Annotated in this window: 12 protein-coding genes; 9 read left to right on the top strand and 3 right to left on the bottom strand. The window is 31.2% G+C overall.

Going from position 1 to position 15,554, the window contains the following annotated elements; translation table 11 throughout:
* Positions 1-61: 61 nt before the first annotated feature.
* From nhaB to BTO06_RS02835, 3 genes are all read right to left on the bottom strand, one after another.
* Positions 62-1,594: a sodium/proton antiporter NhaB gene (nhaB, locus tag BTO06_RS02845; protein ID WP_100923872.1), complete on the bottom strand. Its 1,533-nt coding sequence runs from the start codon at positions 1,592-1,594 to the stop codon at positions 62-64.
* A gap of 14 nt (positions 1,595-1,608) precedes the next feature.
* Positions 1,609-2,835: a Glu/Leu/Phe/Val dehydrogenase dimerization domain-containing protein gene (locus BTO06_RS02840; RefSeq protein WP_100923871.1), complete on the bottom strand. Its 1,227-nt coding sequence runs from the start codon at positions 2,833-2,835 to the stop codon at positions 1,609-1,611.
* A gap of 271 nt (positions 2,836-3,106) precedes the next feature.
* Positions 3,107-4,192, bottom strand: a complete 1,086-nt coding sequence (locus tag BTO06_RS02835) for an anhydro-N-acetylmuramic acid kinase (protein WP_100923870.1) — start codon at positions 4,190-4,192, stop codon at positions 3,107-3,109.
* A 94-nt stretch (positions 4,193-4,286) separates the two neighbouring features.
* On the opposite strand from BTO06_RS02835, the gene BTO06_RS02830 reads away from it, so the two are divergent.
* From BTO06_RS02830 to BTO06_RS02790, 9 genes are all read left to right on the top strand, one after another.
* The gene (locus tag BTO06_RS02830) at positions 4,287-5,429 is read left to right on the top strand and encodes an acyl-CoA dehydrogenase (protein ID WP_100923869.1); all 1,143 of its coding nucleotides are present in this window, start codon (positions 4,287-4,289) and stop codon (positions 5,427-5,429) included.
* 403 nt (positions 5,430-5,832) lie between these two features.
* The gene (locus tag BTO06_RS02825; RefSeq protein WP_100923868.1) at positions 5,833-7,659 is read left to right on the top strand and encodes a phospholipid carrier-dependent glycosyltransferase; all 1,827 of its coding nucleotides are present in this window, start codon (positions 5,833-5,835) and stop codon (positions 7,657-7,659) included.
* On the top strand, positions 7,646-8,371 hold the full coding sequence (locus tag BTO06_RS02820) for a glycosyltransferase family 2 protein (protein ID WP_100923867.1): 726 nt from the start codon (positions 7,646-7,648) through the stop codon (positions 8,369-8,371). The genes BTO06_RS02825 and BTO06_RS02820 overlap by 14 nt, the downstream gene beginning before the upstream one ends.
* A gap of 41 nt (positions 8,372-8,412) precedes the next feature.
* Positions 8,413-8,835: a hypothetical protein gene (locus BTO06_RS02815; RefSeq protein WP_100923866.1), complete on the top strand. Its 423-nt coding sequence runs from the start codon at positions 8,413-8,415 to the stop codon at positions 8,833-8,835.
* A gap of 139 nt (positions 8,836-8,974) precedes the next feature.
* A complete protein-coding gene (locus BTO06_RS02810; RefSeq protein ID WP_100923865.1) occupies positions 8,975-12,115 on the top strand; it encodes a VPS10 domain-containing protein in 3,141 nt (1,046 codons plus the stop codon).
* Between the two features lie 16 nt (positions 12,116-12,131).
* The gene (locus BTO06_RS02805) at positions 12,132-12,701 is read left to right on the top strand and encodes a hypothetical protein (protein WP_100923864.1); all 570 of its coding nucleotides are present in this window, start codon (positions 12,132-12,134) and stop codon (positions 12,699-12,701) included.
* 611 nt (positions 12,702-13,312) lie between these two features.
* On the top strand, positions 13,313-14,392 hold the full coding sequence (locus tag BTO06_RS02800) for a glycoside hydrolase family 53 protein (protein ID WP_100923863.1): 1,080 nt from the start codon (positions 13,313-13,315) through the stop codon (positions 14,390-14,392).
* Positions 14,393-14,504: 112 nt separating this feature from the next.
* On the top strand, positions 14,505-15,035 hold the full coding sequence (gene mog / locus BTO06_RS02795) for a molybdopterin adenylyltransferase (protein WP_100923862.1): 531 nt from the start codon (positions 14,505-14,507) through the stop codon (positions 15,033-15,035).
* A gap of 1 nt (position 15,036) precedes the next feature.
* Positions 15,037-15,552, top strand: coding sequence for a GNAT family N-acetyltransferase (locus tag BTO06_RS02790; protein ID WP_232731501.1), 516 nt, complete (start codon positions 15,037-15,039; stop codon positions 15,550-15,552).
* Positions 15,553-15,554 lie beyond the last annotated feature (2 nt).

The raw sequence follows: 15,554 nt of genomic DNA, 5'->3' as shown, positions 1-15,554 counted from the left end.
TAAAAAATAAATCCTGAATTCTAAAAATTCAGGATTTTAATATTTCTTTAGAATTTAGTTCTTAAAGCATAATTTTCACCATTAAATAACCCAAACCACCTAAAACTATCGTGTAAGGTAAAGCCATTTTAACCATTTTACCATACGATAAATTGATTAATGGAGCTAAAGATGATGTTAATAAGAATAAAAATGCAGCTTGACCATTTGGTGTTGCAACACTTGGCAAATTAGTACCTGTGTTAATCGCCACAGCTAACTTCTCGAAATGCTCTCTATTGATAACACCACTTTTAAAAGCACTTTCTACTTCTCCTACGTAGACAGTTGCAACGAACACATTGTCACTAATTGCTGATAAAAATCCATTTGCAATATAAAATAGACCTGGCTGTGATTCAATATCTTGTTGTAATGCCCAATCAATAATTGGCTTGAACAAATGCTGATCATGTATCATCGCAACAATAACAAAAAAGACAACTAATAAACCTGTAAATGGTAATGCCTCTTCAAAAGCGTGACCTAATTTATGTTCATCAACAATCCCCATAAACGCTGTTTGTACTATGATTAATGCTAATCCGATAAATCCAACTGGTGCAATGTGTAAAGCTAAACCTAAAATTAATAACACTGCTGAAACACCTTGAACAACAAGCCCGTACTTCTCTTTATCCGTTCGCTTCTTATCTTCTTCAATTGTATAATTTTCAATAATTTCTGCTGCAACCTTTGGTAACTTAGCTCCAAAACCGAACCAGCCTGTTGTTTCCAACACAACCGTTGTTAACAAACCTGCCGCCAATACTGGAATTGTAATAGGGGCCATCATTAAGAAAAATTCCACGAAATCCCAACCTAATCGTTCACCAATTAATAGATTTTGAGGCTCTCCAACTAGTGTACATACTCCACCAAGAGCGGTACCTACAACACCATGCATAATTAAACTTCGCAAAAAACTTCGGAATTGTTCTAATGTTTCTCCACTTAATTCTTTTCGATCTAAAACACGATCGTCGTCATAATCAGCAGAAGCACTTGAATGTATTTTATGATATACTCCATAAAACCCAACAGCAACGCTAATTAAAACGGCTGTTACTGTTAAGGCATCTAAAAATGCAGATAATACTGCTGCCAAAAAAACAAAAAGTAAAGATAAAATCAGCTTTGAACGTATTTTAGTAAAAACCTTGCTGAAAATAAACATTAATAAAGGTTTCATAAAATAAATGCCTGCCACCATGAACACTAAAAGAAGAATCACTTCAAGATTATGTTCAACTTCAAGTAAAACTCCTCCTTTAATAGGTTCTCCTAAAGTATCTTTTACAACATTTCCACTATCATCTAATTTATACATTGGGTGAGTAAGACCTAAAATTAAAGCTTCAACAGCTAAAATCCCTCCTGATTGCAAAGGATAACACTTTAATGCCATGGCTAAAGTGAAAATAAACTCACCAATAAACAACCAAGCCGTAATGGTTTTACCTAATACAAAAAAGGAAAACACATTGAAAATTAAGAAACCAATCATGGTCATTTTAAACCATTTGGGGCTATTTCCTAAGAAATGTTTCAACATAATTAAATTTAATTTTAAGTTAACTCTTTTAGCGCTATTTCAAACGCTGTTTCACTAATGCTAGTCTTTGATGAATTTTTAGCATGAGCGACTTCTAAAGCTTTTCGAATTGTGTTTGATGTATCTTGAAAAATTGCTTCATCATCCATAGAAACTCTTTTTTCCATGAAATAAGCAAAAACTCTTGCCATTCCACAATTCGAAATAAAATCAGGAATTAAACTCACTTTTTTATCAGTTTCTTCCATTATTGGACCAAAGAAAATTTCTTTATCTGCAAACGGTACATTTGCTCCACAAGAAATAACTTCCAATCCTGAATTTATCATTTGATTAATTTGCTTTTCTGTAATTAAACGAGATGCGGCACAAGGAGCAAAAATCTCACAAGGTAAATTCCACACTCTTTCATTCATCTCTTCAAATGGAATCATTTGTTCAGCTACTAAAGTATTACCATCTTTAGTTAAAAACAACTCCTTAATTTCTTCAAAAGAAAACCCTTCTTCATTAATAACTCCTCCTACTCTATCTATAATTCCAACAACTTTTGCTCCCATTTGAGCCAAATAATATGCAGCAGCTGAACCAACATTTCCGAATCCTTGAACAACAGCTCTTTTCCCAGCTACGTTACCTCCGTAAATAGAGTAAAAATGTTTCACTGCTTCCGCAACTCCGTAACCAGTAATCATATCTGCTACGGTATACTTTTTTTGAACTGACGGAGAATAATGCTCGTCTTCTAGAACTTTTATTACACCATGACGTAATTGTCCAATGCGATTAATTTTATCTGCTTCTGTTGGTTTAAAGTGACCATTAAAAACACCTTCTTGCGGATGCCAAACTCCACTTTCTTCGGTAATTGGAATTACTTCATGAATTTCATCCACGTTTAAATCACCACCAGTACCATAATAATTTTTTAATAAAGGGGCTACAGCATTATACCATCTTCTCAAGACTCCTTCTTTTCGTGGATCCTGTGGATCGAAGTTGATACCTGATTTTGCACCTCCAATAGCTGGACCAGAAACAGTAAATTTAACTTCCATTGTTTTTGCAAGCGACATTACTTCATATTTATCTAATCCTTTACGCATTCTTGTTCCACCTCCTGCAGCTCCTCCACGTAATGAATTGATTACCGTCCATCCTTCGGCCTCTGTTTCTGAGTCTTTCCAATTAAAAACTATTTCTGGTTGTTTTTCTTCGTATTTTTTTAATAATTCTTTCATGATTTAAAATAAATTAAGGTTTGTTTAATCGTTAGTTCGTGTGTTTTATTATTTTTAAATCATGTAAGCTAAAGTTGCGTCATTTCTATTTTTTTTAAATTTTTATCTTATCTGGCAAACTTACCAAAAAAAAAGTCGTTAAGTATTACAAATATCAATACATTATTAATGAAATGGTATGAATTATTATTTCTTATTATTTTGGTGACAGTTTACTGTAGAAACTTTTTTTAAAAAAACTTTCCATAGTTTTTAATTTCATTCATATTTACTATTCATTCTGAACACTTTTTATGCTTTGTGGCAAGAAAACTTCACCTGAGGAATGATCTTTTACAGCTCCAGTAACCGAACTCAAGCAATTAATTTCATTGTTCTCCTTCAGTAAACCCAAAAATGCGAATATTAAAGCTTCTTTAAACTCAATAATATCTGCATCAGCCATTTTAATTCTCTTATTATAAAATCGTTCAATTTCCATTATCAAAAAACTATTATAAGCTCCTCCACCTGTCGCTAAAACCTTTTCTGACTTATCAAAAACCTTACCAATTTGTTCCGCAGCATGTGCGATAAATGTTCTTAAAATTGAAGGAATATCTGTTTCCAATTTGTTTATTGTAGGGAATACAATTTGTTGAACCCATTCTAAACCTAAAGACTTAGGAGGATTTTTTTTATAATACGCTAAGGAATTTAATTCCTTTAATAATTCCTCATTAATTTTTCCTCTAGCAGCTATTTTTCCTCCTTTATCATACTCTAAACCAATTTTCTTGGTGTAGTGATTCATCACAATGTTTACAGGGCAAATATCAAAAGCGATTCTTTTATTATCTCGTTTAAAAGAAACATTTGCAAAACCCCCTAGATTTAAACAAATATCATAATCTGAAAATAACAGCTCGTCACCAATTGGCACTAAAGGAGCTCCTTGTCCTTTTAATTGAACGTCTTGAGTTCTAAAATCACAGATTACTTTACAACTTGTAACATCAGCTATTTTTTGTCCATCTCCTATTTGAAATGTGATTCCTTTATCTGGTTGATGAAAAACTGTATGTCCATGTGAAGCAATAAAATCAACAACACTAATATTATGTTTATTAATGAACTCATTTGTCATTTCTCCTAGAAGATGACCATATTCAATATCTATCCGATCTAAATCCTCTTTTGACTTATAAATTGCATGTTGTAATGTTTCCTTCCAATAAACTGAATATGATTTTGTTGAACTCTGAAGAATTTGAAAATCTTTGTAGTTTTTTTGATTAAATTTCACGTAAACTAAATCTAATCCATCAAGCGAAGTTCCAGACATTAATCCGATCACATATTTATACTGATTCTGCATAATGTAAAATTATAAAAGCTTTTGAAAAAATCATATGAAAGGACTATCTTTGGGGACGTTTTTTAAGAATAATTTATAACTACAACGATTTAGAATGGATTTTAATCTTACAGAAGAGCATTTAATGATACGTGATGCAGCTCGCGACTTTGCACAAAATGAATTACTACCAGGTGTTATTGAAAGAGATGAAAAACAAGAATTTCCAGACGAATTAGTTCGTAAAATGGGAGAACTTGGATTTATGGGTATAATGGTAGATCCAAAATATGGAGGAAGCGGAATGGATACTATTTCTTACGTATTAATTATGGAAGAGCTTTCTAAAATAGACGCTTCTGCTTCTGTAATGGTATCTGTAAACAACTCTTTAGTATGTTACGGTATAGAAGCATATGGAACTGAAGAACAAAAACAAAAATATTTAACAAAGTTAGCTACTGGTGAATCTATTGGTGCCTTTTGTTTAAGTGAACCAGAAGCTGGATCTGATGCAACATCACAAGCAACTACGGCTGAAGATAAAGGAGATTACTATTTATTAAACGGAACTAAAAACTGGATTACAAATGGAGGACGCTCTGATGTATACTTAGTAATTGCTCAAACAGATAGAGCAAAAGGACACAGAGGAATTAACGCTTTTATCGTTGAAAAAGGTATGGAAGGATTCCATATTGGCCCTAAAGAAGATAAGTTAGGAATTCGTGGTTCTGACACACATACTTTACAGTTTAATGATGTAAAAGTTCCTAAAGAAAATAGAATTGGTGAAGATGGATTTGGATTTAAATTCGCAATGAAAACTTTATCAGGGGGACGTATTGGTATTGCTGCTCAAGCACTCGGTATTGCCTCAGGAGCATACGAATTAGCATTAAAATATTCTAAAGAGCGTAAAGCTTTTGGAACGGAGATTTGCAATCATCAAGCAATCGCGTTTAAATTAGCAGATATGTATACTGATATTACAGCTGCTCGTCATTTAGTAATGCAATCTGCTTGTGATAAAGACGCTGGTAACAATTACGATCGTTCGGGAGCTATGGCAAAATTATATGCTTCTAAAGTAGCCATGGAACACACTGTTGAAGCTGTACAAATTCACGGTGGAAATGGTTTCGTTAAAGAATACCACGTTGAGCGTTTAATGCGTGATGCAAAAATTACTCAGATTTATGAGGGAACTTCTGAAATTCAAAAAATTGTAATTTCCAGAAGTTTAATTAAAGAATAGTGCTCAAAACTATATGTATATACAAGCTCATTGATATATCGATGAGCTTTTCTGGTTTTATCCAGGTGTAAATATGAATAGGATTATGAGGTAATAACAAGTGCATAGAAATAAATCCTCTTTCACTAAAAACAATTCGATACGTAGTTCTCTACTTTTTAAATAAAATAATGACTATTATCTATCAAAGATTTTTTTAAATCCATAAATTTCTATTTGAAATTTTCTTGTATTGTAATTTTACAAATTGAGTAGATTTTTTGCCTGACAATAATAGTATTTATTTTAGTTTAACTTTTTTTAATAAAAATAACAACGCTACCAATGGTCTATTTTTAAATTATTTCTAATTGAAATTATATTGATTACATTTATCACAACAAACTGATAGTGTTTCAAAACCATGAGGAATTTAATTAGTAAGTATAAAAAGTATCATAATTATATTTACTTACTTTCTTTACTTTTTTGTTTTTCAACCGTATACAATTCTATTTTTGACAGTAAAATTAGCTTAGGTGGAGATAACGCAAGCTACTATATTCTAGGTAATTCGATTGCGGATGGAGAAGGGTACAAAAACATTCATAATAAATCGAAATCAGAACACTTTCATTTTCCTCCTGGTTATCCCACGATTATCGCTGCTACAATTAAAACTTTTTCAAATCGGATTTCAGTAATTAAAATCACCAATGGTTTGTTCTTTCTTGGTAGTATTTACGTCCTGTTTTTCCTTATAATTAGTTTTACAAATAATAATTTCATTGCATGGATAAGTAGCCTAATTGTCCTATTCAATTATCATTTACTACAATACTCAACAATAATGATGAGTGAAATTCCTTTTACTTTCTTTTCACTTTTATCATTATTCTTATTTATAAAAATTGATTTTGAAAAATACATTTTAAGAAACTATACATTCTTACTGTTTCTAGGCTGTTTGGTATTTTCATTTTACATAAGAACAATTGGAATAGCTCTTTTATTGAGTTTTACTTTTGTTCTGATTATTCAAAAAAAGTGGAAATATAGTTTGGTTACAGTTTTAAGCTTTACGCTTCTTTATTTACCTTGGTTTTTAAGAAATAAAAGCTCACATAATTCCTACACGAGCCAATTCTTTTTAAAAAACCCTTATCAACCAGAGTTAGGAACCATAAATTTTTATGATATTCTTGAAAGAATAATCATTAATATTCACAGGTATATTACGAAAGAAATTCCATCTGCATTAACTCACACCAAAGAGGTATTGTATGTCGATTCTTCTAATATTCAAGAATGGATTATAGGTGTAACTTGTATTGCCTTTATTTTATTGGGTTTATGTAAACTTACCAAACACAGAAACCTAGTTATTATTTATATTTTCTCATTTTTTGGAATACTCATGCTATGGCCATATGTTTGGTATGGAACACGATTTTTACTTCCTTTAGTTCCTTTTTTGATTTTCTTATTTGCTTATGGGATATTTCATATGATTAAACTCATTTTAAAAAAAGTGAATTCCTCAAAGAGAAAATTAATTCAAAACTTAACTATGTGTTTTTTATTAATCGCTTGGCTGTCATTTTATGGTTATAGCTCCATTCAAAAGCTCAATAAAAAAGCAAAATCGGGTTACGCTAATAATTATACCAATTATTTTGAATTCGCTAAATGGATCAAAAATAATTCTTCACAAAACTCCGTAACATGTTCCCGTAAAGGCGCATTATTTTATTTATTTTCTAGGAAACATGTAACTGGCTATCTCAATACGACAAACAGAGAAAAACAAATAGAATACCTTAAAAATAAAAATGTCGATTATGTTGTCCTCGAACAATTAGGGTATTCTTCAACTTCAAAATATTTACTTCCAGCGATTGATCGGTATCCCCAAAAGTTTAAAATCATTAAACAACTTTCAAATCCCAATACATATTTAATGAAATTTAATTCCGAATTAGGTTATTGGGGCGATTGGAAAAATGAAAAAAGAAATGGTTATGGAACATATACTTGGGAGGATGGTCAAAAATACGCTGGACAATGGAAAAATAATCTTCGTCATGGTGATGGAGAGCTAAGCTTCAAAAATGGAGAAATTCTTTATGGTGCTTGGACCAATGGAAAACTAAATGGAGAAGTAATAAAGAAAAATAAAGCTGGACAAATCATAGAGAAATCCAGATATGAAAATAATATAAAAGTAGACTCTGTAAATGTTAATCAATAAACTTTCAATCTTAATCCCTGTATATAACGAAGAAAACACCTTGTTAAAACTTCTTACTAAGGTAAAGAACGTTGAGTTAATCAATAATATTCAAAAAGAATTTATAATTGTCGATGATGGATCAAAAGATAACTCAATTGCAATTGTAAAAGAATTTATATCTGACAGTCCTGATTTAGATGTAAAGTTTTTTCCAATGAAAAAAAACATTGGGAAAGGTGGTGCCATACACGAAGGAATATCTCATGCTTCTGGAGAATATTTAATTATTCAGGATGCTGATTTAGAATATGATCCAAATGAATACAATAAACTGTTACAACCCATTCTAAACGAAGAAGCTGATATTGTATATGGCTCACGATTTTTGGGAAATCTACCTCATCAAAAATCCTATTTTACACATCATTTTGCTAATAAATTTCTAACCTTCTTATCCAACCTATTTTCCAATTTGAAATTAACAGACATGGAAACATGTTACAAATTATTAAAGACAGACATTATTCAATCTATTCCATTAACCGAAAAACGTTTCGGATTTGAACCAGAGGTAACAGCTAAACTTTCTCGAATTAAAAATTTAAGATTGAAGGAAGTTGAAATTTCTTATTATGGAAGAAAATATGATGAAGGTAAAAAAATTGGATGGAAAGATGGTGTAAAAGCTATTTACTGCATATTAAAATATGGTATGTTCAAAAAAATATAATGGAATTCAACTTATCATTAAAAGAAACAACAATATAAAAAATGAAGAAATTTTACTTTCTACTTATCCCATTTTCATTTTTATCTTGCACTCAAAATCAAAAAAATAACTTACTCAAAGAAAACTCTCAGAATGTAGTTAATCAAGATAGCGAACTTGCTTTATTAATGAGAGAAATTTATGATGAAGCAATGATTAACAAAAAACATATTCAAAATAACGAGCCAATAGAAATCAACCTTGATCATGAAAAGATTTTTAGTGCTATCGCAACAGAACCTGAAAAGGCTGCTTCTTCTGAATTCAAAGCTTTCGCCACTTCATACTTACAAAGCATAAAAAACTTAAAATCTTCAAACACAAATCAAACAGCAAAAAACTATAAAAACATGGTAAACAATTGCTTGGCTTGCCATCAATCGTTATGCCCGGGTCCTATTGTCAGAATTAAAAAATTACAATAATTTATAGGAACCAAGTATAAATAAAACCCAACACATCCCTTTTCTTTGTTTCATGTGAATATTTAGGTTAAATTCACAGTGGTATATGCATTGATTTTGTAGCTACCAATAATTCAACCAACCAGATAATAATTATTACATGAAAACCCTTCAAATTATACTCGTTTGTCTTTTAATACTTCCTTTCAATTCTGAAGCTCAAAAAAGAAAAAAGAAAAACAACCAACCTGAAATTCAACTTACAGATTCTCTATTCCACGGATTAAAATGGAGAAATATTGGTCCATTTAGAGGAGGACGAAGTGTTGCTTCTTCTGGAGTTATTGGACAGCCACTTACCTATTATATGGGTTCTACTGGTGGTGGAGTTTATAAAACAACTGATGCTGGAATTACCTGGAAAAATATTTCTGATAAATTCTTTAAAACAGGATCAGTTGGAGCAATTGCGGTTTCAGAAAGTGATACTAATATTGTACTTGTTGGAATGGGAGAACACGCTGCTCGAGGTGTTATGACATCTATGGGAAATGGAGTTTATAAATCAATGGATGCAGGAAAAACTTGGACTCATTTAGGATTAGAAAAAACCAGACATATTTCTGATGTAATTATTCATCCAAAAAATCCGGATATTATATATGTCGCTGCTCAAGGAGCTCAATATGCACCGACAGAAGAAAGAGGTATTTATAAAACAATCGACGGAGGAAAAACTTGGGAAAGAATTTTATATACAAATACTACAACAGGTGCGTCTTCCTTATCAATGGATATGACGAATCCAAGGATTTTATATGCGTCGATGTGGGAACACAGAAGATATCCTTGGATTATAGAATCTGGCGGAAAACATTCTGCTCTCTATAAATCAATTGATGCCGGTGAAACTTGGACCAAACTAGCTACTGGATTACCAAAAGAATTTGGAAAATCAGGAATTTCTGTTTCTCGAGTAAACCCAGAAAGAGTTTTTGCTGTTATTGAGGCAGAAGGTAAAAAAGGTGGAGTGTATCGATCAGATGATGGAGGAAAAAAATGGAGACAAGTAAATGGTAATCGTGTTAATATAGCCAGATCTTGGTATTATATGGAGATTTTTGCCGATCCACAAAATGAAAATATTGTTTATGTTTTAAATGCTCCAGTAATGAAATCCATTGACGGCGGAAAAACATTTTCAAATATTCCTGTTCCTCACGGGGATAACCATCATTTATGGATTAATCCTTACGACAATTCAAACCTCATCAATTCAAATGATGGTGGTGCAAATATTTCTTTCAACGGGGGAAAAAGCTGGAGTACTCAGCAAAATCAATCTACTGCTCAATTCTACAGAGTCATTACAGACAATTTAGTTCCGTATAATGTATATGGCGGACAACAAGATAATTCTGCAATCACCATTGCAAGTAGAACTAATGATGGAGGAATTGATTGGAAAGATTGGTATTCTGTTGCTGGTGGAGAAAGTGCATTTATTGCTTTTGATCCAAATAATCCTGAAACTGTTTACGGTGGAACATATCAAGGAAATATAAGCAAATGGACTAAGGCTTCAAGAGAACAAAAAGCCATAAAAGAATATCCAGAATTAGGATTAAGTATTGCTCCTAAAGATTCTAAATATCGTTATAATTGGAATGCTCCAATTATTTCATCTCCACATAATAGAAAAACAATTTATCACGGAGGAAATGTTGTTTTTAAAACTACTGATGGTGGAATCAATTGGACAACTGTGAGTCCTGACTTAACTAAAAATGAAAAAGATAAACATGGCCCAGGTGGTGGACCTTTCACTAACGAAGCAGCTGGTGGAGAAAATTATAATACACTAACTGCATTAGTTGAATCTCAACATGAAGAAGGTGTTTTATACGCAGGAAGTGATGATGGACTTTTACATATTACAAGAAATGGAGGAGCCAATTGGGAAAATATTACTCCGAAAGAAATTAAGGACGGAATTATAAATAGCATTGATATCTCTGAACATAATCCTGCCGTTGCTTATGTAGTTGTAATGAGATACAAGACTTTAGATTTAAATTCTTATGTTTTTAAAACTAATAATTACGGAAAATCTTGGACTAAAATTGTAAATGGATTAGATGATCCAAATGGCTTTGTAAGAGTTGTTCGTGCTGATAAAAAGCGAAAAGGATTATTATATGCAGGAACCGAAACTGGTTTATATATTTCAAATGATGATGGAAAAAATTGGCAACGATTACATTTGAATTTACCAATTGTTACTATTAACGATCTTACCATTCAAGATAATGATTTAGTGGCAGCAACATCTGGAAGAGGATTTTGGATTTTAGACGATTTAGGCGTGTTGCAGAATATGACGAAAGAAAGAAAATCAGTTGAGATTTTTAAACCGAAAGATAGTTATAGAATATTCGGAGGAGTTTCAAAAGCTGTTGGACAAGGACAGAATCCGAAAAGTGGAGTTACATTCGATTATTATTTAGATAAAAATGCTGATACTTTAGATTTAAAATTAGAAGTTTTACAAAACTCGAAAGTTATAAGAACATACACTAATAAAAAACCAAAAGGATTTAAATCTTGGCCAGGCGGACCATCAAAACCTCAAATATTACCTTCTAAAAAAGGATATAACAGATTTACTTGGGATTTTAACAGAGAAGCAATTCCAGCGATTGATAAAGTTTTTGTTTTTGGAGGACTTTCAGGTTCTAGTGTTGCGCCAGGTAACTACACCTTACGATTGACATTAGATGGAACAACAGCAGAAACTCAAGCTAAAATTTTACCGAATCCAGCCATCAAATCAACTCCTCAAGATTTTAGAGAACAACAAAATATGTTAGTCCAAATTGAAGCTACTTTAAAGGACATGCATACATCTGTAAATCAAATGAGATCGGCTAAATCACAATTAAATACCTATAGCAAATTATTGAAAGGAAATGATACCGCTAAAAAGCTCCTAAAAACAGGAGATGAATTAAAAAAGCGAATTAATTCTTGGGAAGAAAATTTAATTCAACAAAAACAAAAAACCTTTCAAGATGTGATTAATTTCAATAATAAATTGAATTCGCAACTTATTCAACTCTCAAGCTACATAGACCAAGCAGATCCAAAAGTTACTCGTGGAGCAAAAGAAAGATTTCAAGATTTAATGCAAGATTGGCAAGTGTATAAAAATGAAAGAGATGCTATTATCAATACAGAAATGAATGCATATAATGAGTTATACAAATCTTTAAATATTCCTGCTTTAATTTTAGACAAATAAGAAATGGTATTTAATTATGACTAAATCAAAGTATCAATCGCAGGTAAAAAGAGGAAAATTAGGATGTATAATGGTGGTGATAACTTTTATTGGATTACTTACTTTTTTCTTAATTATTGTCTTTAATATTGGTCAAGGATTTGGAGAAGCTGCAAAAAATATTGCTACTGTTCTTCGAGGAAAGAATGATGAAAATTTCATGTTCTTAGAAGGAACGTATGAATATGTTTATGATTATAATACTGATATAAATGAAAATCATTATATAAAATTTAAAAACGATACAGGTACTTATTTCGGAACTAGTGATGATTTTGATGAAGCTCGTGAAGGATATTATGTTGGTTTTTTCAGAGCGAACATGGATTCGCTCAAAATAAGCAGAACCAATATATCGTTTAGTTTATATGTAAACGATTCTATGTTTTTTGACAAACCTATTACTCCATTTAGTGTAAAAAATAATAATAGTAATTGGATAAATGGCATTCAATATAATTGGCGTAAATATGAAGGTAAAATTAATGGAGATACTATTGAAATTGTAACTGATGGATTTGATAAAAGAAAGTTTATCAAAAAATAAACATTAACTACCAAATCCATATAGTTATAAAAAAATACATTCTATTCTCGAATGGAATACGGATCTTTTTTTTATGTTTGATTTAGCCCATAAATCCAGTTGCAATAAAAAAATGTTTAACATCCAATAATCTTTTCTTTTATGTTTGGAATCAACCCAAAAATATAAAACGTTGATTTTAAAATAGCTTCATTATTATTTAGAATTGAAATTCCACTCGATATACTACAATGTAAATCACTATGCTTACTCAGTAAGTTGTGCCTTTTATAAATTTTTAACCTTTTATTAAAAAAGAAAAGGAAAAACTCTACATGTCACTATTAATTTCTGGTTTCTAAATATTCAAGAACGAGACCCTGTAACGGATTTGTACTGTCTTTATTTTACAGAACATCTACAGTCTCAAAGTATTTTTTCAAAACTCTAAAAGATACTTATAAGTTAATAAATCCATTTTCTAGATAGCATATTTTTTGAAAAGGTGCATAATTTGAAGTTCTTCTTTTAAAGTTTAAAACTTTTACGATGAATTAATCAAATATTTTTAATCTAAAAAAAAGTATATTGTAGCAATATACCAACAACAAATAGTTCAGAAATAATTGTGCATGAATAAATTTCTTTTTCCAATCGTACTTCTTTTAACACTATGGTCTTGTTCTAAAGAGAATGGAACAAGTACAGTCTTGGAAAATCCTACATCAACGTTTGTAAGCGCTGTTGATATTTCCAGTTTTCCTGAAATACAAGCTTTCTCTCCGAAATTTTACAACGGTGACGGAACTCAAGAAGAATTTTTATCAATACTAAAAAAAAGTGGTGTTAATACAATACGGTTACGATTATGGGTACAACCAGAAAACAACCATTCTGGCTTTGAAGAAGTGAGACAATTTACATCTGAACTTAAAAATAAGGGATTTAAAATTTGGTTAACCTTACATTATTCAGATACTTGGGCAGATCCCTCTCAACAAGAAATCCCAAATGAATGGAAGAATCAAGATATTTCTGAGCTGCAGAAAAGCGTTTATGAATATACTAAAAAAGTTGTTTTAGAAATACAACCAGATTATATTCAAATAGGTAATGAAATTAACACTGGAATACTTCATCCAAGCGGTAATATTGAAGATAACACACAAAATTTTATTGATTTAATTAAACAAGGAGTTGCTGCCGTGCGAAATCATTCGTCAGACTGTAAAATTATACTTCATTTTGCAGGAATAGAAAATTCAACTTGGTTCTTTAATCAAGTAAAAACAATCGATTATGATATTATTGGTTTATCATATTATCCTAAATGGCATGGCAAATCTTTGAGTAATCTTAAATCTAAAATGCAAGAACTAAGTAATTCTTACAATAAAGAAATACTAATTGCTGAAACTGCGTATCCTTTTACTTTAGATTGGAACGACTGGACAAACAATATTGTAGGATTAGAAGAACATCTTATTTTACCTGATTATCCAGCAACCCCAAACGGACAACAGAAATTTGTTGGAGATTTGAAACAATTAATTAAAGAAGTTGAAATGGGAATTGGCTTTTGCTATTGGGGAGGTGAGCTTATTGCTTGGAAAGGTGAACAAGGAACTGAAGCATCTCCTTGGGAAAATCAAGCTTTATTTGATTTTAACAACCAAGCTTTACCTGTCCTCCTAGAATTTCAAATTGAATAAGCTAATTCTTGTTGATTAAGCTTTCTGTAAAATCTAAATTCATTTACCTTTATCCTAATCAAAATCAGCTACATTGTTTAGTTGAAGAAAAGAACAAATTAACCCAATACATATGAAAGCCAAAATTGGAATCGTAACAGTGAGCGATAGAGCTAGTGCTGGTGTTTATGAAGATTTAAGTGGAAAAGCAATTATCAACACATTGAATGATTATTTAATATCTGACTGGACAGAAGTTTATAAAATTATACCAGATGAGCAAGACTTGATTGAAAAAACAATTATTAATATGGTTGACCACGAGAACTGTTGTTTGGTAATTACAACAGGTGGAACTGGTCCAGCAAAACGCGATGTAACTCCAGAAGCGACAGAAGCTGTATGTGATAGAATGATGCCTGGATTTGGTGAACTTATGAGAGCGGAATCATTAAAATTTGTTCCTACAGCAATTCTATCGAGACAAACCGCTGGTTTAAGAAATAATAGTTTGGTGTTAAACTTACCAGGTAAACCAAAATCTATTCGAGAATGTTTAGATGCTGTTTTCCCAGCCATTCCGTATTGTATTGATTTAATGAATGGTCCTTATTTAGATTGTAATCAAAAAGTAATACAACCTTTTAGACCAAAAAAAAAGTAAGGTGTCAATTAATTCAGAAATCACTTTTCAAAAAATACAAATCGAAGATCTTAATTTGGTCTTAGGACTTTTTAAGACTGCAGCAGAGAAAATTGCTAAAAAAAATGTAGATCATTGGCAATACTGGAAAAATCCACCTGAAGAAAAAATTAAGTGGGTGAAAAACGGAATTGAAAATGATGAGTTTTACTTTATCAACGATTTAAATAATTATAACATTGGTATGGTACGAATTTTGAACGAAGATGAATTGTATTGGGGAAAACAAAATATAAAAGCTAAATACGTTCATTCACTCGTTATTAAAGAAGAGTTTAATGGTAAGGGAATTGGGAAGATAGTATTAGATGAAGTTGAGAAAAATGCAAAGGCAAATGGTTGTTTATATGTACGATTAGATGCCGTGGCAAAGAATACTAAACTATGTGAGTACTACGAAAGTTTAGGTTTTATAAAAGTTGGAATAAAAAAAATGCCTCAATCCATAAACAACTTGTATCAAAAGAAGATTTTATAAAA

This window comes from Tenacibaculum sp. SZ-18 (assembly GCF_002813915.1).
Taxonomy (GTDB): domain Bacteria; phylum Bacteroidota; class Bacteroidia; order Flavobacteriales; family Flavobacteriaceae; genus Polaribacter.
This window is presented reverse-complemented; position numbering and strand designations above follow the sequence as displayed.